Genomic DNA, 20,934 nt, shown 5'->3' on the forward strand with positions numbered 1-20,934 from the left:
GGGTTACGGGACCGTAACCGGACAGGGGTTACCACGGGTAGCACCTGACTCATTACGGTTCAGTAACTTGACGTCGCGTCTAACAAGAGCCGGGCCAGGCACCCCGGTCGGCCAGCCGGAGCACCAGCGCCGCGATGTTCCAGGCGTCGTCCACGCCCCGGTGGTGCCGTCCCGCCAGGGGCAGTCCGGCGATCTCCAGGGCCTGCGCCATTCCCGGGCGCCGGCGCAGCCCGTGGGCCTCGGTGAAGACCGCCTTGGCGTTGGTGTGCGCGCGCTCGGCCGGGTGGCCGAACGGGTAGGGAACCCCGTCGGCCGCGCACTGGCGGACGAACTGCTTCCGGTCGTAGTCGCCCCAGCTCGCCCAGGGCCGGGCGCCCGCGCCGTGTTCACGCACCAGCGTGTCGCAGGCCCGGGCGAGACTCACGCCGCCGTCGGCCTCCGCCTGGGTGATGCCGGTCAGCTCCGTGCAGAAGGCGCTGACGCGGGAGCGGGCGGGCCGCACCAGGATCCGGTGCCGGCCCACCCGCTCCCGGGCGTCGAGGTCCACCACGGCGAGGCCGATCTCGATGATCTCGCTCATCTCGCCGGGCGGCGGCTGCCCGTCCCAGCAGGTGGCCTCCAGGTCGATGACGTTCAGCAGGCCCGCGTGGCCCCCGTCCGTGGCGCGCCGGTCCATGGCGGCACCGTACGGGGGCCACGGATCCCCGGGCACCCGGTTTTTCCCTGACCCGGGGAGTACCTAGCGACGGCTGCGGACCAGCAGGTACAGGAAGTACGGCGTTCCGATCACCGCCGTCATCAGCCCCGCGCCGAGCTGGGCCGGGGCGATGACCGTGCGGCCGAGCAGGTCGGCGGCGCAGACCAGCGTGGCGCCGAGGAGGATCGCGACCGGCACGACCCGCACGTGCCGTCGGCCCACCAGGGCGCGTGCGGCGTGCGGGGCCACCAGCCCGACGAACCCGATGGTGCCCGCGCAGGCCACCGCGGTCGCGCTGAGGACGACGCTCAGCACCAGGAACCCGAGACGTCCCGGGGCCACCCGCAGGCCGAGCAGCCGCGGTGTGTCCTCGTCCAGCGAGATCAGGTCCAGCTCCGTGCGCCGGGCGACCGCCACCCCGATCCCGACGACCAGCGCAAGGGCGACCGGCACGATGTCCGGCATGGTCCGCCCGTAGGTCGAACCCGACAGCCAGGTCAGCGCCTTGGTCGCGTTGAACGGGTCGGTGAGCACGATCAGCAGGCTGATCAGCGCCGCCGTACCGGAGGCCACGCCGATGCCGACGAGGACCAGCCGGTTCTGCCGGAAACCGCCCCGGGCGGCCAGCCCGAAGACGAGGACGGCGGTGACCGCGGACCCCGCGAACGCGGCGCCGGCCACGCCCCACGTCCCGGCGGCCGGGACGGTGGTCACCAGGATCACGGCGCCCAGCGCGCCGCCCCCGGTCACGCCGAGGACGTTCGGTTCGGCGAGCGGGTTGCGGGTCACGGCCTGCACGAGCGTGCCGGCCAGGGCGAGCGCCGCGCCCGCGCACAGCGCCGCGAGCACCCGGGGCACCCGGGTGTCCAGCACGAAGGAGACGGTCCGGCCGGCCCGCCCCTGGGCCCAGTTGACGACGTCGCCGAGCAGCAGCTTGCTGTCGCCCACCAGCACGGCGGCGATCACGAGTCCCACCAGCACCACGACCAGCACGGCGACCGTGGCCAGCAACACCGTGCGGCTCGGGATCCGCAGCCGGTCCGGCGCCCCGGCCCCGGCGGTGTCCCGCACCCGCAGCGCCATGGCGACCAGGAACACGGCGCCGACCAGGCTGGTGACGACGCCCGTGGGCACGGACACCGAGCGGTCGGCCGAGACCATGGCCCGCAGCAGCACGTCCGAACCGAGCACCAGGGCGGCGCCGGTCAGCGCCGCCGCGGGCATCGCCGCACGGGACCGGGTGAAGCCGCGGAACCGGCGGGTGAGCGGGCGCACCAGGGCGGGCGCGCACAGGCCGACGAAACCGATGGGCCCGGCGAGCGTGACCGCGGCGGCCGACAGCAGCGCCGCGAGCACGACGACCGTGACCCGGGTGGCCCGCACCGGAACGCCGAGACCGCGCGCGGCGTCGTCACCGAGGGCCAGCGCGTCCACCCGACGGGCCGTCAGCATCAGCCCGACCAGTCCGACCAGGGCGACCGGCAGCATCTGTACGACGCCGTCGAAGCCGTTCTGGGAGATGCTGCCCTGGTTCCACTGGTAGAGGCCCTCGGTCTGCTCCGGGAAGAGCAGCAGCAGGCCCTCGGTCATGGAGTTCAGGCCCAGCATCAGCGCGGTGCCCGCGAGCACCAGCCGGACGGTTCCGGTGCCGAGGCCGGACAGCCCGAGCACGACGGCGGCCGCCGCCAGGCCGCCCGCGAAGGCGACGCCGGAGGAGGCGAGCATCGGCAGCGAGACGCCGGTGGCGCCGGCCAGCCCGAGCGCCAGGTAGGAACCGGCGTTCACCGCCAGGGTGTCGGGCGAGGCCAGCACGTTGCGGCTGACCGCCTGGAGCACGGCGCCGGCCATGCCCAGGAGGGCGCCGACCAGGAGCCCCGCGGTCATCCGGGGCAGCCGGGAGGCGACGACGACGGACGCGTCGTCCGGATCGGCCTGCCCCGTCAGGGCCTTGAGGACCTCGGACGGTCCGACGGCGGCGGTGCCCTGGGTGATGTCGACGACGGCCAGGACGGCGACCAGCAGGACGATTCCGGCCGTCACCGCGGCCGCGCCCGACCGGGACGACGGGACCGTCGACGGACGGGCCGCGGTGGGCTCGGCGGTGGGTTCGGTTGCGGTGACGGCCATGGCCCCGCTACTTCGTCAGGGCGCCGACGACGGCGTCGACGTACGCCTCCATCGACCCGGGACCACCGAACATCCAGATGCCGTCGTCGAGGCGGTGCACGTCCCCGGCCTTCACGAACGGCAGGGACTTCCACACCGCGTTCTTGGCGAGTTCACCGGTGAACGGGGTGGCGCTCGGGTCCTCGTCGTTGCCGATGTAGGCGAAGTGGGTGTCCTTCGGCAGCTTGGTCAGACCCTCGACGTCGGTGGTGCCCAGACCGTAGGCCTCGTCGCCCTTCACCGTCCAGGCGTTCTTCAGACCGATGGCCTCGTTGACCTCACCGATGAGCGAGGTCGCCGTGTAGGGGCGGATCGAGACCTGGTTGGAGGCGACGTAGCCGTCGGCGAAGGCGAGGTCCTTGCCTGCCATCCCGGCGTCGGCCAGGGCCTTCTTGCCCTCGGCGACCTTGGCCTCGAAGCCCTCCCGCAGCGACTTCGCCTTGTCCGTGGTGCCGGTGGCCTTGGCGATGAGGTCGACGTTCTCCAGCATCTGGTCGATCTGGCCGGTGCCGTCGGCGGACGTCACCTCGATCACCGGGGCGACCTCGCGCAGCTGCTTCACGGCGGCGGGCGTGAGGTCCGTGGTGGCGACGATGAGGTCGGGAGCGAGGGAGGCGACGGTGTCCATGCTCGGCTCGCCGCGGGTGCCGATGTCCTTGGGCTCGTTCTTCAGCGGAACGGCGCTGTCCCAGGTCTTGTAGCCCTTGACGTCCGCGACGCCGACCGGGTCGACTCCGAGCGAGACGAGGCTCTCGACGACGTTCCACTCGGTGGCGACGACCTTGGTGGCCGGACCGTCGAGCTTCACCTCGGTGCCCTTGCCGTCCTTGAGCGTGATCGCCTCGGAGGCCTTCTTCTCCGTCTTGTCCGCGGCGGGTTCGGTGGTGCCGCAGGCGGCGAGGGTGAGCGCCGCGGCGGTGGTGGCGGCCGCGGTGAGCAGGAGGCGTCTCATGAGGTGGTGCCGAGCCTTTCGGGGGTTCGTATGTGGTGGCGGCCGATCGGGCGGGTGCGCAGCCGGCCGGTCAGGGGGTCGGTGTCGACGTCGATCCGGATGCCGTAGACGGCGGTCAGCCGCTGCGGCGTCAGTACGTCCTCGGGCGGGCCGTCGGCGACGATCCGGCCCGCTTCGAGGAGCGTGATCCGGTCGGCGACGGCCGCGGCCTGGTCGAGGTCGTGCAGGACGACTCCGACGGCGATGCCGTGGTCGTCCGCCAGGTCGCGGATCAGGTCGAGGAGTTCGACCTGGTAGCGCAGGTCGAGGTAGGTCGTGGGTTCGTCCAGCAGCAGCACGCCGGTCTCCTGGGCGAGGCAGCTCGCGAGCCACACCCGCTGCAACTGCCCGCCGGAGAGGTGGTCGGCGCCCCGGTCGGCGAGGTCGTCGACGCCGGTGAGCGCGAGCGCCCGGTCGACGGCGGCCGGGCCGTCCGGATCGGGCCTGCCCCAGCGGCCCCGGTAGGGGTAGCGGCCGAACTCGACGACGTCTCGTACGGTCAGTCCGCCGGGTGTGGGGCGTCCCTGTGTCAGCAGGGCGACGTACCGCGAGAACTCACGCGACGTCAGCGCCAGTCCGTCGGTGGAGCCGTCCAGGCTGAGCGTGGCACTGCGGGCCCGCTGCAGCCGGGCGACGGTCCGCAGCAGCGTCGACTTCCCACTGCCGTTGGGGCCCACGAGGACGGTCACTTCACCGGGCCTGAGCCGGACCGCGGCGTCGTGCACGACATCGACACCGTCGTACGCGACGGTCACGCCCGTCGCCGACAGCTCATGGCCGCGCAGGCTCCGGGTACCGGCCGCCTCTTCACGTGATCTCACGCTGCGAAGGTTAGCCTACCCTAATAAGTGCTGGTAGAGACGGGGCTCACACAGGCTCCGCGGCCGCCGCGCCGCCCGTCGCCTCCCGGCGCAGCGGGAACCTCAACTCGCTTGCGAGGAACGGGTGTTCCACAGCCCCGCCCGGTTCAGGGACATCGGGCAGTGGAGGTAGATCTCGTCGATCTCCAGGAGCAGGGCGAGGTCCGGGCGCCTTCCGTCCCGCGCCATCGCGTCGAAGAAGGGTGCCTCGGTGAGGACGCGGGCCCTGCCGTTGACGCGGAGCACCTCCTTGCCGCCGGGGACCAGATAGAGCAGACCGGCGTGCGGATTGTCGAGGATGTTGTGGAAGCTGTCCCCGCGCCGGTTGCCCGCCCGGTCCGGCAGGGCGAGCGTCCGCGAATCGAGGACGTGGGTGAATCCAGGGGCGTCGCCGCGCGGCGACACGTCGCAGTTGCCGTCCGCGTCGGAGGTCGCCAGGAGGCAGAAGGGGGAGCGGGACAGGATGTCCCGGTCGTCGTCCGTGAGCCGGTCGTGCACCTTGTCGATGACGACGGGCCAGGGGTCGCCCAGCAGCTCGCGCAGTTGCGCGCGCGAGCCGAGTTCGACCCAGCCCGCCTCGGAGGAGGCGGCGACGGCGGCGGTGGTGGCGGCGTCCGGCCGGTCTCCGGTCGTGTCGATCGTGTGCGGCAAGGCCGGCTCCCAAGTGTGCTCGCGGAACTGCCGGAAGCACTGCCTCCGGCGGTTGTTGCACACGCAACATTATCGGGGGCCGCTCTCAGAAGGCGTAGCGGATCCGCAGCCAGGGCGTGTGGTCGGCGACCAGCGCACGGAGCCGGGCGACCGCCCCGGCCTTGACGTCCGCCCGGTAACGCACGTTGAGCGCGCCGTTCTCCGAGCGCTTGGCCTGCTGGAGCTCCGGCCGCCACAACACCTCCTCGGCGCGCGGGTGCCAGCCCAGATTGACCTCGTGCAGGTCCCGGTTGTGCGTCAGCATGATCACCTCGGCGGCGGCCTGCCGCTTGACCCGGTCGGGCAGGACGTCGTCGAGGTGCCGCAGCAACTGGGCCCAGGCGTCCTCCCAGCCCGGCCGCACCACCACGGGGGAGAGGTTGAAGTGCACCTCGTAGCCGGCGTCCAGGAAGTCGCCGGCCGCGGCGATGCGCTCGGCGACGGGTGAGGTGCGCACGTCCAGCAGCCGGGAGTCGTCCGGCGGCATCAGGGAGAAGCGGATCCGGGTCCGGCCGCGCGGGTCCAGGGCGAGCAGGTCGGGGTTGACGAACTTCGTCGCGAAGGACGCCTTGGCCGTCGGCCACCGGCAAAAGGCGTGCACCAGGTCCGCGGTGTTGTCGCAGATCAGGGCGTCCACCGAGCAGTCGCCGTTCTCACCCACGTCGTAGACCCAGGCGTCGGCGTCGCACTGGTTCGGCTCGCGCTTGGGCCCCTGCCGGGCGATGTGCCGGCCGAGGTGGGCGATGATCCGGTCGATGTTGGTGAACACCGTGACGGGGTTGGCGTACCCCTTGCGGCGCGGCACGTAGCAGTAGGCGCAGGCCATGGCGCAGCCGTTGGAGGCGCCCGGCGCGATCCAGTCCGCGGAACGGCCGTTGGGGCGGGTGGCCAGTGTCTTCCGCTCGCCCAGGACCAGCGTCTCGCCCTTGACCCGCACCCAGCGCTCGACGTTGCCCTCGTTGCCGTGCAGTCCGGGGATGCCCCAGTGGGAGTCCACCTCGACCACACGGGCATCCGGGAACCGGGCGAGGACCTGCCGGCCGCGCGGGGAGGCGGCCGCGGCCGGCTCGGCGTGGATCTCCCGCACCGGCAGCAGCCGGCGCGCGGCGGCGGAGTCCCGGAAGAGCGGACCGGCGGCGGGCGGCGGATCCGGCGTGAGGGCGTCCAGGCCGAACAGTGTGCCGAAACCGTCGTCGTCCGGCGCGGTGGACGGGGCGTGCATGAGGGCTCCGGGACGGGTGTGGGCGAGTGACCGGGCGGCTCCACGGCGAGCCGCCTCCTCCACTGTACGAACACCGTACGAACCGCGCGGTGCCCTCCGTCGTGTCACGCGGCCCGTCGGGGGCATACGCGAGACACGGCACCGCTCCGGTGCCGCCGACCCGAAGGGATGTACACCGTGCTCGCCATCGTCGCGGCGGTCCTGTTCCTCATCGCCTGGCTGATCAACGCGGCGGAGGTGTCGACCAACGACGTCTTCACCTCCACCAACGTCATGCTCATCGGCCTCGCCCTGCTGGCCCTGCACGTCGCAGGCATCGGCAGCGGCTGGGCGACGCGGGGGCGCCGGCGCTAGCCACCCCCGCCCTCCTCGTCACCCGTCAGGGAATGCGCGCCACGCCCGCGTAGATACCGCTCTCCTCCCGCGCGGGCGGCTCCTGGCCCTCGCCGTACCACTCGGTGGCCGTGACCAGGCCGGGCGGCACCAGCTCCAGACCGTCGAAGAAGCGGGACACCTCCGCCCTGGTGCGGAAGCCGAGCCGGATGCCGCCCTTGGCGTACTGGGCGATCACCTGCTCCGCGAGCTCGGGGAAGAGGTCGATCGCGGCATGCGAGAGGACCAGATGGCTGCCCGCAGGGAGGGTCTCGACCAGTCCCCGCACGATGCCGTGGGCGTCCTGGTCGTCGGGAACGAAGTGCATCAGCGCGATCAGCGACAACGCGATCGGCCGGTCGAAGTCGAGGATCCCGCGGGCGTGCCGCACGATCTCCTCGGGCTCCCGGACGTCGGCCTGGATGTAGTCCGTGGCCCCCTCGGGGCTGCTGACCAGCAGCGCCTCCGCGTGCCGCAGCACGATCGGGTCGTTGTCGGCGTAGACGACGCGGGCCGTCGGCACCGTCCGCTGGACGATCTGGTGCAGGTTGGGCTCGGTCGGGATGCCGGTGCCGATGTCCAGGAACTGGTCGATGCCCTGTGCGGCGAGGTGCGCCACCGCGCGGTTCATGAACGCGCGGTTCTGCCGCGCCGCGTCCCGCGCCTCGGGCGGCAGGGTCTCGCCCACCGCCTCGTCGACCGGGTAGTTGTCCTTGCCGCCCAGCAGCCAGTCGTAGACCCGCGCGGGGTGGGCCCGGCCGGTGTCGATCTGGGGAGGCTGGGTGTGGTCGGTGGTCATGGCAGGCTCCGTGGTCCGGGGGTGACGCTCGCCGCAGTTTTCGATCATCGTACTGCGGTGCCGCCGTGCCATGTGCCGCACGGGCACCGGAAGTTGCCGAGCCCCAGGTTGCTCACCGCGACCCCGGCCCGGGCGCCAGGGTGCGGGGCGGACGGTAGGTCCACTCGCGGTCGGCGTCGGTGATCTCGCGCAGTACCCGGGCCGGCGTCCCGGCGACGACCGTCATCGGCGGCACATGGGCCGTCACCACACTGCCCGCCCCGACCACCGAGCCCCGGCCGACGGTCACCCCCGGCATGATCAGCGCGCCGGCCCCGATCCACACGTCGTCCTCGATGCGCACCGGCGCCGAGAACTGGGTGCCGTCCCGGCGCAGCTCGGGGTGGACGGGGTGCCCGGTGGTGCTGACGGTGACGTGCGGGGCGAACATCACCCGGTCCCCGACGAAGACCTCGACGTCGTCGACGAGGGTGAGGCCGAAGTTGGCGTACACGTCGTCGCCCAGGTGGACCCGGTTGCCGTAGGCCACGTGCAGCGGCGGCTCGATCCACACGCCCGTGCCCAGCGACGCGAGCAGCTCTTTCAGGAGCGCCCGGCGGCCCTCCTCGTCCCGCGCGCCGGTCCGGTTGTAGGCGTCGGCCAGTTCCTTGCCGCGCAGCCGCTCCTCCGCCAGGCCCTCCAGGCCCGGGGCGCCGTCCGCGTACAGCTCCCGGGCCGCCATCCTGCGGCGGACCTCGCGCTCACGGGGGTCGGTGGTCATGCGGTCTCCTCGTGTACGTACGGGGTGGGCCGGAGGTACGGCCCCCCGGAGCGGGGTGCGTCCGCTCCGAGGGGCCGCGGGACGGGGCGTTCGTGCGCTCAGTCGGTGGGCGTGCGGAGCACGGCGACGCCCCCGGGCGCGAGGGCGACGGCGCCGTCCTCGCCGGTGGACCCCACGAGGACCTCTCCGGTCAGGCCCGGGACGGTCACGGCCTCGTCGGTCCGGTTGACCAGGAACAGGAACCGTCCGCCGGGGCCCCGGCGCACCGTGGTCTCGACCCGTCCCCGCACCCCGGCGGGCAGCTCGCTCGCCACCCCGGCCGGGCCGAGCAGCCGTGGCAGCAGCGCGGCGAGCCCGTCGGCGCCGAGCCGGGTGGAGACGTAGGCGGCCGAACCGGTGCCCGTGGGACGCCGGGTGACGGCCGGGCGCCCCGCCTGGGCGCCGGTGCGGTAGTGGGCCAGGACCTCGGTCTCCGGCGCTGTCACGGTGATCCGGTCGGTCCACAGGCTCCCGCTGCCCGCGCCGTCCAGCTCCACACTCTGCCCGGCGGGCAGCGGGCCGAACTCCTCGACGCGGATGCCGAGCAGGTCCCGCAGCGCGCCCGGGTAGCCGCCCAGCCAGACGTGGTCGTTCTCGTCCACGATGCCGGAGAAGTAGGTGGTGACCAGGTGCCCGCCCTGCTCGGCGTAGCGCGTGAGGTCCTTGGCCAGCTCGGCCGGGACCAGGTGCAGCACCGGCGCGATCAGCACCCGGTGGCGGCCCAGGTCGGCGCCGGTGGTGACGACGTCGGCGCGGACGCCCAGGGCGAGCAGCGCCGAGTACCAGTCGAGCGCCTCCCGGTGGTAGTCGAGCAGTGAGGTGGGGTGCGAGTCCTGCTCGCTCGCCCACCACGACTCCCAGTCGAAGAGGATGCCCACCTCGGCGGGCTCCCGCTCGCTCCCGGCGATGGGCGCGAGCGCCTTGAGCGTGTCGCCGAGCGCGACGACCGAACGGAACAGATCGCTGTCCGCACCGGCGTGCGGGACCATCGCCGAGTGGTACTTCTCGGCGCCGGCCGCCGACTGGCGCCACTGGAAGAAGCAGACCGCGTCCGCGCCGTGCGCCACGTGCGTCAGCGAGTCCCGGGCCATCTCGCCCGGCCGCTTGGCCAGGTTGACGGGCTGCCAGTTCACGGCACTGGTGGAGTGCTCCATCAGGAACCAGGGGCGGCCGCCCGCGATGCCGCTGGTGAGGTTCGCCGAGAAGGACAGCTCGTCGCGGGCCTGCGGGTGCGGCACCACGTAGTGGTCGTTGGCGACGAAGTCCACCTCGTCCGCCCAGTCCGCGTAGTTCATGCCCTTGGTGCCGGGCATCACCATGAAGTTGGTGGTGACGGGGACGTCCGGGGTCAGCTCCCGCAGCAGGTCCCGCTCCGCGCGCAGGTGGTCCTTGAGCGCGTCCGAGGAGAAGCGCTTGAAGTCCAGCTGCTGGGTCGGATTCGGGTGGGACGCGGCCAGCCGGGGCGGCAGGACTTCCGCCCAGTCGCCGTAGCGCTGCGACCAGAACGCCGTGCCCCAGGCGTGGTTGAGGGCGTCCGTGGTGCCGTACCGGGCGCGCAGCCAGTCGCGGAAGGCACGGGCCGCGTCGTCGGAGTAGTCGTAGACGTTGTGACAGCCCAGCTCGTTGTTGACGTGCCAGGCGACCAGGGCCGGGTGGCCGGCGTAGCGGGTGGCCAGCTTCCGGACCAGGCGCAGCGCGTGCTCGCGGAAGACGGGCGAGGTCGGGCGCCAGTGCTGGCGTGCCCCCGGCGACAGCGTCTCGCCCCGCTCGGTGACCGGCAGGATCTCGGGGTGCGCCCTCGTCAGCCACGGCGGCGGGGAGGCGGTGGCGGTCGCCAGGTCGACGCCGACGCCGTGCTCGTGCAGCAGGTCCATCACCTCGTCGAGCCAGGCGAAGTCCCAGGTGTCCGGGCCGGGCTGGATGCGGGCCCAGGAGAAGATGCCGAGCGAGACGATGGTTACACCGGCCTCGCGCATCAGCCGTACGTCCTCCTGCCACACCTCCCGGGGCCACTGCTCGGGGTTGTAGTCGGCGCCGTAGCCGAGACGGGGGGCGGGCGCACCGTCCGCCCCGCGCTGCGGGCGGGAGTGGAGGGTGGAGATCATGGCGGTCCTTCCGGTGGGGGCGTGCGCTACTTCTCGACGGTGAAGCCCTGCTCCTCGCCGTACTTCACCGAGGCCTCCTGCCAGGACTCGAGGCCCTCGGCCAGCGTGGTGCCGGAGACGTAGGCCTTGCCGACGGTGTCGTTGAAGACCGAGTTCGCGTAGACCTGGTAGGGCAGGTACGACCAGTCGTCGGGGACGTCCGCGGCCGACTCGGCGAAGATCTTGTTGGCCTTCTGGCCGCCGAAGTACGGGAACGCGGTGTCCTGGAACTTCGTGGACTGCAGGTCGGCGGTGGTCGCCGGGAAGGCACCGTTCTTCAGCCGGGTCTGCACGCCGTCACCGGCGTTCGCGTACTCGACGAAGGCGTACGCCAGCGCCTCGTTCTTGCCGAGCTCCGGGAGCGCGAGCGCGCTGCCGCCGTTCTCGGCGCTGACCTTGCCGCCCGCGGTCCACTGGGGCATCGGGGCGACGCGCCAGTCGCCGGACGCCGCCTTCGCGCCGGACTCCAGGTTGGCGGGCATCCAGGCGCCGGTGGCCAGCGTCGCTATGGTGCCGTCGGCGAGGCCCTTGTACCACTCGTCGGTCCAGGCGGGGACGGTGGCGAGCAGCTTCTCGTCGATGAGCTGCTGCCAGGTGCCGGTGAAGGTCTTGGCGCCCTGGTCGGAGAAGTCGATCTTCACCTTGGTGCCGTTCACCGTGTAGGGGCGCGAACCGGCCTGCCAGAGCATGCTGGTGGCGAATCCGGCGTCGCCGTTGTCGGCGGTGATGTACGCCTTCGGGTCGGCCTTGTGCAGGTCGCGGGCGGCGTCCAGGTACTCGGCCCAGGTGGTCGGCACCTCGATGTGGTACTTGTCGAAGACCTTCTTGTTGTAGAACAGCGCCATCGGACCGGAGTCCATGGGCAGCGCGTAGACGCCGTCCGAACCGGCCTTCACCCCGTTCCACGGACCGGGGGAGAACTGGGCGGAGAGCTTGTCGGCGCCGAAGGACTTGAGGTCCGTGAGCTGCTCGGTCAGGGCGAACTGGCCCATCGCGTAGTACTCGACCTGGGCGACGTCCGGGACGCCCTTCTTCGCCGAGATCGCGTTCTGCAGCGCCGTGTACTGGTCCTTGTTGGTCCCGGCGTTGACGAGGTTCACCTTGACGCCCGGGTGTGCCTTCTCGAAGTCGGTGGCGACCTGCTTGAGCGTGGGCTCCCACGCCCAGACCGTTACGGTGCCGCCCTCCTTCAGGGCCGCCTGGACGTCCGCCTCGGAGACCGCCTTCTGGTTCGACCCCCCGTCGTCGGAGTCGCCGCAGGCACTCGCCCCCAGGGCGAGGGCGCAGAGGAGGGCCGTGCCGCGCAGGAGGCGACGCGAGTGCGTGGACAGATGTGTGGGCATGGGGTGCTTCCACTTCTTCGTGGCCGGGACCGGCACCGTTGAGGGTTGTCGGGGTTCTCGGTGAGGGACGGGAGCGGGGGAGGGAGAGGGCTGGGAAGGGTTACTCCTTGACGCTTCCGGCGGCGAGTCCGGACTGCCAGTACCTCTGGAGCAGCAGGAACGCGGCGATCAGCGGCAGGATGGTGAGGAGCGACCCGGTGACGACGAGGTTGAAGACGGGCTCGCCGCCCGCGGTCGCGGCCTGCTGGTTCCAGCTGTTGAGGCCGAGCGTCAGCGGATACCAGTCGGGGTCCTTGAGCATGACCAGCGGCAGGAAGTAGTTGTTCCAGGTCGCGACCATGGTGAACAGCAGGACCGTGACGATGCCGGGCGCCAGCAGCGGCAGGGCGACCCGGAAGAAGGTGCGCACCTCGCCCGCCCCGTCGATGCGGGCGGCCTCCATCAGCTCGGTCGGGATGGCCTCGGTGGCGAACACCCACATCAGATAGAGGCCGAACGGCGAGATCAGGGACGGGACGATCACCGCCCAGGGCGTGTTGGTGAGCCCCATCTCGCTGAACATCAGGAAGGTCGGCACCGCCAGCGCCGTCCCCGGCACCGCCACGGCGCCGATGACGACGGCGAAGACGGCACGCCGGCCGGGGAAGTCGAACTTGGCGAGGGCGTAGCCGCCGAGCACGGCGAGGAGGGTGGCGCCGCCCGCTCCGAGGCCCACGTACAGCAGGGTGTTGAGCAGCCAGCGGGTGAAGACGCCGTCGTCGTAGGTGAACGTCTCGGTGATGTTGTCCCACAGCGCGAAGTCGCCGTCGAACCAGAGGCCGGCGGAACGGGACAGCCCCTCCTGGGTCTTGGTGGCGCTGATGGCCAGCCAGACCAGCGGCACCAGGCTGTACAGCAGCACGAGTGAGGTGAGCGCGGTCAGCAGCACGCTGCGCCGGGGCTTGTCGGCGGAGTGCCGGCGCCGGGGCGTCCGCAGCCGGGGCACGGAGCCCGAGGTGCCGGACGGTGCGGGCGCGGAGCGGTCGGAAACGGTGGCGACGGGACTGGTCATCGCTGTCTCACACTCCCTTGCGCATGCCGCGCAGCTGCACGGCGTAGGCGACGACCATGGTGATCAGCCCCATGACGATGGCGACCGTCGCGGAGTAGTTGTGCTGCTGTCCGTTGAAGGACAGCGCGTAGGTGTAGTAGTTCGGCGTGTAGTCCGTGGTGATGGCGTTGCGCGCCAGGGGCTGCAGGATGCTGGGCTCGTTGAAGAGCTGGAAGCTGCCGATGATCGAGAAGATGGTGGCGATCACCAGGGCCCCGCGGATGGCCGGGAGCTTGATGGCGGTGATCACGCGGATCTGTCCGGCGCCGTCGATCTGGGCCGCCTCGTAGAGCGAGTGCGGGACCACGCGCAGCGCCGCGTAGAAGATCAGCATGTTGTAGCCGACGAACTCCCAGGTCACGATGTTGCCGATGGAGGCCAGCACCAGGTCGGGGGAGAGCGGGTCGGGCAGTGAGACGCCCAGCGCGCCGTTGATGTCACCGACCAGGCCGAAGCGGGTGCCGTACATGAAGCCCCACATCAGGGTGGCCACCACGGCGGGCACGGCGTACGGCAGGAAGATCGAGATGCGGAAGAAGTCCCGGCCGTAGAGGCGGCCGCTGTCCAGCGCCAGCGCCACGAGCAGGGCGATACCGAGCATGATCGGCACCTGTACGGCCAGGAAGAGCGAGACCCGGCCGAGCGAGGCCCAGAACCGTTCGTCCCCGAGCGCCTCGCCGTAGTTGTCGAGGCCGACGAAGGTGGTCCCGCCGATCAGCTGGTCGCGGAAGAGGCTGAGGTAGACCGAGTAGGCGATCGGCGCGAGGAAGACCAGGGCGAACACGGCCACGAAGGGACCGAGGAAGCCCCACCCCGTCCAGGAACGGCGGTCCCGCCGCACCGGGGGCGGGGCCGACCGCGGCTCGGCGGCGGCCGGCGGTTGCAGCGTCGTCATGTCGTCCTCGCTCGTCCACGTCCTCGAACTTCGCCGATGTTTGCGTAAACATCACGCTCCGCGAAGAGGCGGCGGGCTGTTATGTTTACGTAAACATCGGATGGCGGCATGTCTACACTGCCCCGATGACGACGGTCAAGGGTCCTTTCGCACCGGGACCCGACAGCGACGGAAGGGCGGCTGACGGCGAGTGAGCACGGCTGAGGAAGTCCCGACGAGCGCACCCGCGGGTGTCCGCCGCGGCCGGGACCGCACGGCCTCCATGGCGGACGTGGCCCGGCTGGCCGGAGTCTCCTCGCAGACCGTCTCCCGCGTCTCCAACGGCTACGCGGGCGTCACCGATGAGACCCGGGGGCAGGTGCTGGCGGCCATGAAGGAGCTGGGCTACCGGCCCAACAGCGCGGCCCGGGCCCTCAAACGCGGCGAGTTCCGCACCATCGGCATCATCACCTTCTCGCTGGCCACCACCGGCAATGTGCGCACCCTGGAGGCCATCGCGACCTCCGCGGCGAGCGAGGGGTACGCGGTGACGCTGCTGCCGGTCGCCGTCCCCACCCAGGACGAGGTGCGCGGCGCGTTCTCGCGTCTGGAGGAACTGGCCGTCGACGCGGTCATCGTCATCATGGAGGTCCACCTCCTGGACGCGGCATCCCTCACGCTGCCCCCGCACGTCCAGGTCGTCGTGGTCGACTCCGACGCCGGCGACACCTACACGGTCGTCGACACCGACCAGGCCGGCGGCAGCCGCGCCGCCGTGCGCCACCTGCTGGACCTCGGGCATGAGACGGTCTGGCACTTGGCCGGCCCCGAGGGGTCCTTCGCCGCCCAGCGCCGCACCGACGCATGGCGGCACACGCTCACCGAGGCCGGTCGCACCCCGCCACCCCTCGTCCGGGGCGACTGGTCGGCGGAGTCCGGCTACCGGGCGGGTCTGGAACTCGCCGCGCGCGAGGAGTGCACCGCCGTCTTCGCGGCCAACGACCAGATGGCCCTCGGCCTGCTGCGCGCCCTGCACGAACGCGGCCGGGGCGTGCCCGAGGACGTCAGCGTCATCGGCTTCGACGACATCGCCGAGGCCGGCTCCTTCCTGCCCCCGCTGACCACCGTCCACCAGGACTTCGCCGAGGTCGGACGGCAGTGCGTGCGGGCCGTGCTGCGCAAGATGCGCGCGGCCGGTCCGGAGCGGGGCACGACACTGGTGCCGACCCGGCTGGTGACCCGGGCGAGCACGGCACCGCCGCCGGCACAGCGGGCGGGGGCGAAAGCGGCAGCAGCGGACGGACGGCCGGATCGAGGAGCGTCCGGGGACGGCACGGCGGTTTAGAGGCGGCCGGGGAGGTAACCCCACAAGCCGACCGTTGTCCCCCCACGCCTGGGAGAGCTCCATGACCCAAGTCGCCGACTATGTGCTCCAGCGTCTGTCCGAGTGGGGCGTCCAGCGGGTCTACGGCTATCCGGGTGACGGCATCAACGGTCTGCTCGGCGCGTTCGACCGGGCCGACGGCGACCCGGAGTTCATCCAGGCCAGGCACGAGGAGATGGCCGCCTTCATGGCCTGCGGCCACGCCAAGTTCACCGGCGAGGTGGGCTGTTGCGTCGCCACCTCGGGCCCGGGCGCCGTGCACCTGCTCAACGGCCTGTACGACGCGAAGCTCGACCACCAGCCCGTGGTGGCGGTGGTGGGCCAGCAGAAGCGGCTGTCCCTGGGCACCCACTACCAGCAGGAGATCGCGCTCGACCAGCTCTTCGCGGACGTGTCCGAGTACTGCCAGATGGTCGTGCACCCGGGCCAGGCCCGGCACGTCATCGACCGGGCCTTCAAGACCGCGCTGACCACCCGGGGCGTCGCCACGATCATCATCCCCAACGACATCCAGGAGGAGGAGGCCCAGCCCTCCCCGCCCAGGGAGCACGGCTCCGTCTTCTCCAGCGTGGGCTGGAGCCGGCCGCGGGTGCTGCCCGACCTCGACGAACTGCGCAAGGCCGCCGACGTCCTCAACGCGGGGAACAAGGTCGCCATGCTCGTCGGCCAGGGCGCGGCGAACGCGGAGGCCGAGGTCATGGAGGTCGCCGAACTGCTCGGCGCCGGGGTCGCCAAGGCCCTGCTCGGCCGCGAGGTCCTGCCCGACGACCTGCCCTACGTCACCGGGCCCATCGGCCTGCTGGGCAGCAAGGCCAGCGACAACATGATCAAGGGCTGCGACACCCTGCTCATGGTCGGCAGCAGCTTCCCGTACTCGGAGTGGCTGCCCGAGGAGGGGCAGGCCCGGGGCGTGGAGATCGACATCGACGGCCGCATGATCGGCATCCGCTACCCCATGGACGCCCACCTCGTCGGCGACTCCAGGGAGACCCTGCGCGCCCTGATCCCGATGCTCCAGCGCAAGGAGGACCGCGGCTGGCGGGAGAAGATCGAGAAGGACGTCGGGGAGTGGCACGACCTGTGCGACCGCTGGGCGGGCGAGCACTTCGGCAAGACCATCAACCCCCAGGCCGTCGCCGCCGAACTCTCGCCGCGGCTGCCGGACGACGTCATCCTGACGGCCGACTCCGGCTCGGGTACCAACTGGTGGGCGCGCCACCTCCTGCTGCGCGACGGCATGCGGGCCTCGCTCTCCGGCACCCTGGCCACCATGGGCCCGGGGACGCCGTACGCCATCGCGGCGCGGTTCGCGTACCCCGAGCGGCCGGTGATCGCCTTCATCGGCGACGGCGCGTTCCAGATGAACGGCATGAACGAGATGATCACCGTCAAGCGCTATCTGGACCGCCTGTCCGGGTCGGCGCCGCTCATCTTCTGCGTGTTCAACAACCAGGACCTCAACCAGGTCACCTGGGAGCAGCGCGCCATGGCCGGCGACCCCAAGTACCCGGGCTCGCAGGACATCCCCGACGTCCCCTACGCCGCCTACGCCGAACTCCTCGGCCTCAAGGGCATCGTCTGCGCCGACCCCAAGAAGGTCGGCTCCGCCTGGGACGAGGCGCTCGCCGCCGACCGGCCCGTGGTCCTGGAGTTCAAGGTCGACGCGGAGATCGCGCCGATCCCGCCGCACATCATGAAGGACCAGGGCAAGAAGGCCATCAAGGCGGCGCTGCACGACCCGGAGCTGACCGGGATCGCCACCAAGGGCGTACGCCAGAAGCTCACCGAGTACGCCGAGCACCTCCCCGGCCGGGGCCGGAAGTGAGCGGCACCCGGGACCGGGGCGGGGACGGCCCCGAGGTCGTCGTCGTCACCGGCGCGACCGGCGGCGTCGGCAGGGCCACCGCCCGCGCCTTCGGCGCCCGGGGGGCCGCGGTGGCCCTGATCGCCCGGGGCGAGCACGCCCTCCAGCGTGCCGCCGAGGAGGTGGAGGCGGCCGGCGGGCGCGCGCTGCCGCTGGTCGTGGACGTCGCCGACGCGGAGGCCGTGGACGCCGCGGCCACCCGCGTCGAGGAGGAGTTCGGGCCGATCGACGTGTGGGTGAACGCCGCGTTCTCGACCGTCTTCGCGCCCGTGCCGGAGATCCGGCCCGAGGAGCTGAGGCGGGCCACCGAGGTGACCTACTTCGGCTTCGTCCACGGCACCCAGGCCGCCCTGCGGCGCATGACACCGCGCGACCGCGGCACCATCGTCCAGGTCGGATCGGCCCTGGCCGAACGCAGCGTCCCGCTCCAGGCCGTCTACTGCGGGGCCAAGCACGCCATCCAGGGGTTCACCGAGTCGCTGCGCTGCGAGCTGCTGCACGACCGCAGCGGGGTGCGGGTGACCATGGTGCAGATGCCCGGGCTCAACACGCCCCAGTTCAGTTGGGTCCTGACCCGGCTGCCCCGCCATCCGCGCCCGGTGGCCCCCGTCTACCAGCCGGAGGTGGCCGCGCGGGCCGTGCTGCACGCCGCGGACCACCCCGAGCGGCGCATGTACTGGGTCGGCGGCTCCACGGTCGCCACGCTGCTGGGCCAGAAGCTCGCCCCGGGGCTCCTCGACCGCTACCTGGCCCGCACCGGCTACGACGGGCAGCAGACGGACCGGCCGGTCGACCCGTCGCGGCCGGTCAACCTCTGGAAGCCGCCGGACGACACCGCCCCGGACGACTACGGCACACACGGGATCTTCGACGACGAGGCGCATCCGCGCAGCGTCCAGTTCTGGATCTCCCGCAACCGCCGCCCGCTGGCCCTGGCCACGGCCGCGACCGGGGCGGTGGCCGCGGCGCTGGCCGGCGGACTGCGCAGGCGCGCCGCCTGACCGTACGGCCGACGACCCCCGGATCAGTCAGTCGGGTCTGCGGTCGATGTTCCGCGCCCACCAGTGGTGCTCGCAGAACCAGTGCCCGACCATCGCGCCGCCGAAGACGACGAACCCGACCCCGATCAGCCAGGACTCCACCACCAGCACGATGCCGACCGCGCCGTAGCTGAACGCGTTGTCGAGGATGAGCGGCGTGAAGAAGAGGTACGAGAAGCCGCGCAGGCCGATCAGTCCCACCATCGTGGCGAACGCCCCCGGCAGCAGATCGCGCCAGCGGACCTGGCCGCCCAGCAGGAAGTGCTGGCCCCACCAGAAGAACAGCATGCCGCTGGCGGTCGACAGCGCGATCCGGGCCGTACCGTGCAGCGCGGTCCGTGTCTGCACCTCCTGGTAGAGGTACGCGGTCAGCAGGATCACCCAGGTCATCTGGCGCCAGATGCGGTGCCACGGGCCGGAGGGCAGTTCCCAGATGCGCTCGTAGCCGTTCTGGACGCTGGCCGCGAAGGACACGCCGAACACGCCGAGCAGGATGCCGCCCCACACGCTCGTCGTGCCGACGATTTTCGTCGGCGGGCTGATGATGTCGGTCAGCACCTTGGCCGACCGCCCGGACAGCCCCATGCCGTCGGCCAGCCACGAGGCGAAGCCCCCGCGCCCCAGCGGGTCGGCGGCGGCCACCACGATCAGCAGCGGTGCGAGCGTGACCAGGGCGAGGGTGGCGAAGCCCATGGCCCTGTGCATCAGCTCCAGGTCCCGGCCGCGCCGGACCAGGGCGGACGCGGCCAACCAGTCCCACGCACGGTGGAACGGCCGCCACAACCGGTTCACGGGGTGCTCCTCGGGCGTCCTTTCGATGGCTCGCGACGGGGAACTGAGTGACCCGGCCGGCGCCCGGACAAACGTCGGTTGACCCGGACGGCCCGCGCATGGACCGGACCGTGCGGGGAACCGGCCCCGGGTACGCGAAGGCGAGGGAGTGCGCGATGACGCCGCTGACCGGCCCGGAGACCGGGGCCCTGGACGAGTGCGTGGTCGACGCGGTCGACGTGCACGCCTTCGAGTTCCCCACCGACGGCCCCGGGGGCCGTGAGCAGGACGGCACCCTGGAGTGGGACGCCACGACCCTCGTCCTGGTGCGCGTGCACGCCGGCGGCCGTACCGGGCTCGGCTACACCTACGGGGACGTCTCGGTGGCGTCCTTCGTCCGCTCCGTGCTCGCGCCGGCCGTCGAGGGCCGCCCGGTCTCCTCGCCGCCGGCCCTGTGGGAGCGGATGGGCGCGCGGATGCGCAACGCCGGCCGCCCCGGCGTCGGGGCCATGGCCCGGTCCGCCGTGGACGTGGCGCTGTGGGACCTCAAGGCACGGCTGCTGGGGCTTGCGCTGGTCCAGCTCCTGCCGGCCCACCACGACCGGGTGCCGGTCTACGGCAGCGGCGGCTTCACCAACTACCCCCTGGACCGCCTCACCGACCAGCTCGCCGGATGGGTCGGGCAGGGCATCGGGCGCGTGAAGCTGAAGACCTCACGGGACCCGGACGCCGACCCTCGGCGCCTGACCGCCGTACGCCGGGCGGTGGGCGACGGGACGGAGCTGTTCACCGACGCCAACGGCGCGCTCGGCCGCAAGGAGGCCCTGCACTGGGCGCACCGGTTCCACGACGCGTGGGACGTGCGGTGGTTCGAGGAACCGGTCGGCTCCGCGGACCTGGAGGGACTGCGGATGCTGCGCGAGCGCGGCCCGGCACGGCTGGAGATCACCGCGGGGGAGTACGCCTTCACCGCCCAGGACTTCGCCAACCTGACCGAGCCGCCCGCGGTGGACTGCCTCCAGGCCGACGTCACCCGGTGCGGCGGCATCACCGCGGTGCTGGAGGTCGCCGGCCTGTCCGCGGTGCGGCACCTGGACCTGTCCGCGCACTGCGCGCCCGCGGTGTCCGCCCACGCCTTCTGCGCCGTGCGGCGGCTGCGGCACCTGGAGTACTTCCACGACCACGTGCGCGTCGAGCGGCTGCTGTTCGACGGTGCCCTGTCGCCCGAGGGCGGGGCGCTGCGCCCCGACACCTCCAGGCCGGGCCTCGGCCTGGAGGTGAGGTGGGCCGACGCGGAGCCCTACCGGGTGCACGGGGTCCGGCCGCCGCGCTGACCCGGGCCCCTCAGGGGTCGCTGCGCTCCTGCGCCTCCCGCATGCGCTCGTTGTGCCAGGCGACGGCCGCCCGTATCTGGGGCTCCTGGAGGCCCGTCCGGCACCCGAGCTGGTCCATGGAGAGGGCCGGCGGACCGGTGGTCAGGGCCCGGGTCAGCTTCGCCGCCCACAGCTCCTCGTCCACGAAGGGCCGGTGCGCGTACCCGTCCTTGATCACGTCGAAGTGGTCGTCGGAACACGTGGTGATGAGCCGCAGTCCGTCGAACCACTCGTTGGTCTCGTGCACCGCGGAGGAGTCCGGCACGTAGCCGCTCACCGCCTCGTCCTCGGGGAAGACCCTGGCGCACAGGTCGCACAGCTCCATGGGGACCGGCTTGGCGGTCCTGCGGTCCTTCCTGCCCTTGCGCTTCCACATGGCGACTCCCGGGGATCGGTGTCCGGAATGCCGGAGTTACCCGCGGGGCGGGAAGCAAACGCCCCGCGCCCGCCCAGGG

19 protein-coding genes are annotated in these 20,934 nt (G+C 72.2%); 5 read left to right on the forward strand and 14 right to left on the reverse strand.

Going from position 1 to position 20,934, the window contains the following annotated elements:
* Positions 1 to 79 precede the first annotated feature (79 nt).
* The 6 genes from IE258_RS32255 to IE258_RS32280 all read right to left on the reverse strand — a co-directional run bounded on the left by IE258_RS32255 (position 80) and on the right by IE258_RS32280 (position 6,626).
* Complete coding sequence (locus tag IE258_RS32255; RefSeq protein WP_189749261.1) at positions 80 to 676, reverse strand: 3'-5' exonuclease; 597 nt, start codon at positions 674 to 676, stop codon at positions 80 to 82.
* A 63-nt stretch (positions 677 to 739) separates the two neighbouring features.
* The gene (locus tag IE258_RS32260) at positions 740 to 2,824 is read right to left on the reverse strand and encodes an iron ABC transporter permease (protein WP_189749262.1); all 2,085 of its coding nucleotides are present in this window, start codon (positions 2,822 to 2,824) and stop codon (positions 740 to 742) included.
* 7 nt (positions 2,825 to 2,831) lie between these two features.
* On the reverse strand, positions 2,832 to 3,815 hold the full coding sequence (cdtB, locus tag IE258_RS32265) for a siderophore ABC transporter substrate-binding protein CdtB (protein WP_189749263.1): 984 nt from the start codon (positions 3,813 to 3,815) through the stop codon (positions 2,832 to 2,834).
* The gene (cdtA, locus tag IE258_RS32270; RefSeq protein WP_189749264.1) at positions 3,812 to 4,675 is read right to left on the reverse strand and encodes a siderophore ABC transporter ATP-binding protein CdtA; all 864 of its coding nucleotides are present in this window, start codon (positions 4,673 to 4,675) and stop codon (positions 3,812 to 3,814) included. Before cdtA ends, cdtB begins: the two co-directional genes overlap by 4 nt.
* A 102-nt stretch (positions 4,676 to 4,777) precedes the next feature.
* Positions 4,778 to 5,365 (reverse strand): MSMEG_1061 family FMN-dependent PPOX-type flavoprotein, encoded by a 588-nt coding sequence (locus tag IE258_RS32275; RefSeq protein ID WP_189749266.1) that lies wholly within the window; start codon positions 5,363 to 5,365, stop codon positions 4,778 to 4,780.
* 85 nt (positions 5,366 to 5,450) lie between these two features.
* The gene (locus tag IE258_RS32280) at positions 5,451 to 6,626 is read right to left on the reverse strand and encodes a spore photoproduct lyase family protein (protein WP_189749267.1); all 1,176 of its coding nucleotides are present in this window, start codon (positions 6,624 to 6,626) and stop codon (positions 5,451 to 5,453) included.
* A gap of 168 nt (positions 6,627 to 6,794) precedes the next feature.
* Here IE258_RS32280 and IE258_RS32285 point away from each other — a divergent pair, with 168 nt between their 5' ends.
* Complete coding sequence (locus IE258_RS32285) at positions 6,795 to 6,980, forward strand: hypothetical protein (protein ID WP_127893556.1); 186 nt, start codon at positions 6,795 to 6,797, stop codon at positions 6,978 to 6,980.
* A 25-nt stretch (positions 6,981 to 7,005) separates the two neighbouring features.
* On the opposite strand, the gene IE258_RS32290 is transcribed toward IE258_RS32285, so the two are convergent.
* The 6 genes from IE258_RS32290 to IE258_RS32315 all read right to left on the reverse strand — a co-directional run bounded on the left by IE258_RS32290 (position 7,006) and on the right by IE258_RS32315 (position 14,068).
* Positions 7,006 to 7,797, reverse strand: a complete 792-nt coding sequence (locus IE258_RS32290) for an SAM-dependent methyltransferase (RefSeq protein WP_189749268.1) — start codon at positions 7,795 to 7,797, stop codon at positions 7,006 to 7,008.
* A gap of 112 nt (positions 7,798 to 7,909) precedes the next feature.
* Complete coding sequence (locus tag IE258_RS32295) at positions 7,910 to 8,557, reverse strand: sugar O-acetyltransferase (RefSeq protein WP_189749270.1); 648 nt, start codon at positions 8,555 to 8,557, stop codon at positions 7,910 to 7,912.
* A 98-nt stretch (positions 8,558 to 8,655) separates the two neighbouring features.
* Entirely contained in the window at positions 8,656 to 10,701 is a 2,046-nt protein-coding gene (locus tag IE258_RS32300; protein WP_189749271.1) for a beta-galactosidase, read from the reverse strand.
* Between the two features lie 26 nt (positions 10,702 to 10,727).
* A complete protein-coding gene (locus tag IE258_RS32305; RefSeq protein WP_189749272.1) occupies positions 10,728 to 12,083 on the reverse strand; it encodes an ABC transporter substrate-binding protein in 1,356 nt (451 codons plus the stop codon).
* Positions 12,084 to 12,183: 100 nt separating this feature from the next.
* Positions 12,184 to 13,134, reverse strand: a complete 951-nt coding sequence (locus IE258_RS32310; protein WP_189749273.1) for a carbohydrate ABC transporter permease — start codon at positions 13,132 to 13,134, stop codon at positions 12,184 to 12,186.
* Between the two features lie 7 nt (positions 13,135 to 13,141).
* Positions 13,142 to 14,068, reverse strand: coding sequence for a carbohydrate ABC transporter permease (locus tag IE258_RS32315; RefSeq protein WP_189749275.1), 927 nt, complete (start codon positions 14,066 to 14,068; stop codon positions 13,142 to 13,144).
* A 190-nt stretch (positions 14,069 to 14,258) separates the two neighbouring features.
* On the opposite strand from IE258_RS32315, the gene IE258_RS32320 reads away from it, so the two are divergent.
* From IE258_RS32320 to IE258_RS32330, 3 genes are all read left to right on the forward strand, one after another.
* Positions 14,259 to 15,392, forward strand: a complete 1,134-nt coding sequence (locus tag IE258_RS32320) for a LacI family DNA-binding transcriptional regulator (RefSeq protein ID WP_229892535.1) — start codon at positions 14,259 to 14,261, stop codon at positions 15,390 to 15,392.
* Positions 15,393 to 15,453: 61 nt separating this feature from the next.
* Positions 15,454 to 17,256: a thiamine pyrophosphate-requiring protein gene (locus tag IE258_RS32325; protein WP_189749276.1), complete on the forward strand. Its 1,803-nt coding sequence runs from the start codon at positions 15,454 to 15,456 to the stop codon at positions 17,254 to 17,256.
* A complete protein-coding gene (locus IE258_RS32330; RefSeq protein WP_189749277.1) occupies positions 17,253 to 18,296 on the forward strand; it encodes an SDR family oxidoreductase in 1,044 nt (347 codons plus the stop codon). The genes IE258_RS32325 and IE258_RS32330 overlap by 4 nt, the downstream gene beginning before the upstream one ends.
* A 27-nt stretch (positions 18,297 to 18,323) precedes the next feature.
* Here IE258_RS32330 and IE258_RS32335 read toward each other — a convergent pair whose 3' ends face one another.
* Entirely contained in the window at positions 18,324 to 19,127 is an 804-nt protein-coding gene (locus IE258_RS32335; protein WP_189749278.1) for a YhjD/YihY/BrkB family envelope integrity protein, read from the reverse strand.
* A 155-nt stretch (positions 19,128 to 19,282) separates the two neighbouring features.
* Between IE258_RS32335 and IE258_RS32340 the strand changes: the two genes are divergently transcribed.
* Positions 19,283 to 20,440, forward strand: coding sequence for an enolase C-terminal domain-like protein (locus IE258_RS32340; RefSeq protein ID WP_189749280.1), 1,158 nt, complete (start codon positions 19,283 to 19,285; stop codon positions 20,438 to 20,440).
* 10 nt (positions 20,441 to 20,450) lie between these two features.
* On the opposite strand, the gene IE258_RS32345 is transcribed toward IE258_RS32340, so the two are convergent.
* Complete coding sequence (locus IE258_RS32345) at positions 20,451 to 20,855, reverse strand: hypothetical protein (RefSeq protein ID WP_159328362.1); 405 nt, start codon at positions 20,853 to 20,855, stop codon at positions 20,451 to 20,453.
* Between the last annotated feature and the right edge of the window lie 79 nt (positions 20,856 to 20,934).

The sequence above is a fragment of the Streptomyces tendae genome (assembly GCF_014650435.1).
GTDB classification, from domain to species: Bacteria; Actinomycetota; Actinomycetes; order Streptomycetales; family Streptomycetaceae; genus Streptomyces; species Streptomyces tendae.

Bases quoted from the DNA above. Each gene is read 5' to 3' on its own strand.
- IE258_RS32255 (WP_189749261.1), bottom strand. From the start codon at position 676: ATGGACCGGCGCGCCACGGACGGGGGCCACGCGGGCCTGCTGAACGTC.
- IE258_RS32260 (WP_189749262.1), bottom strand. From the start codon at position 2,824: ATGGCCGTCACCGCAACCGAACCCACCGCCGAGCCCACCGCGGCCCGT.
- cdtB (WP_189749263.1), bottom strand. From the start codon at position 3,815: ATGAGACGCCTCCTGCTCACCGCGGCCGCCACCACCGCCGCGGCGCTC.
- IE258_RS32280 (WP_189749267.1), bottom strand. From the start codon at position 6,626: ATGCACGCCCCGTCCACCGCGCCGGACGACGACGGTTTCGGCACACTG.
- IE258_RS32285 (WP_127893556.1), top strand. From the start codon at position 6,795: ATGTACACCGTGCTCGCCATCGTCGCGGCGGTCCTGTTCCTCATCGCC.
- IE258_RS32290 (WP_189749268.1), bottom strand. From the start codon at position 7,797: ATGACCACCGACCACACCCAGCCTCCCCAGATCGACACCGGCCGGGCC.
- IE258_RS32295 (WP_189749270.1), bottom strand. From the start codon at position 8,557: ATGACCACCGACCCCCGTGAGCGCGAGGTCCGCCGCAGGATGGCGGCC.
- IE258_RS32300 (WP_189749271.1), bottom strand. From the start codon at position 10,701: ATGATCTCCACCCTCCACTCCCGCCCGCAGCGCGGGGCGGACGGTGCG.
- IE258_RS32305 (WP_189749272.1), bottom strand. From the start codon at position 12,083: ATGCCCACACATCTGTCCACGCACTCGCGTCGCCTCCTGCGCGGCACG.
- IE258_RS32310 (WP_189749273.1), bottom strand. From the start codon at position 13,134: ATGACCAGTCCCGTCGCCACCGTTTCCGACCGCTCCGCGCCCGCACCG.
- IE258_RS32315 (WP_189749275.1), bottom strand. From the start codon at position 14,068: ATGACGACGCTGCAACCGCCGGCCGCCGCCGAGCCGCGGTCGGCCCCG.
- IE258_RS32325 (WP_189749276.1), top strand. From the start codon at position 15,454: ATGACCCAAGTCGCCGACTATGTGCTCCAGCGTCTGTCCGAGTGGGGC.
- IE258_RS32340 (WP_189749280.1), top strand. From the start codon at position 19,283: ATGACGCCGCTGACCGGCCCGGAGACCGGGGCCCTGGACGAGTGCGTG.
- IE258_RS32345 (WP_159328362.1), bottom strand. From the start codon at position 20,855: ATGTGGAAGCGCAAGGGCAGGAAGGACCGCAGGACCGCCAAGCCGGTC.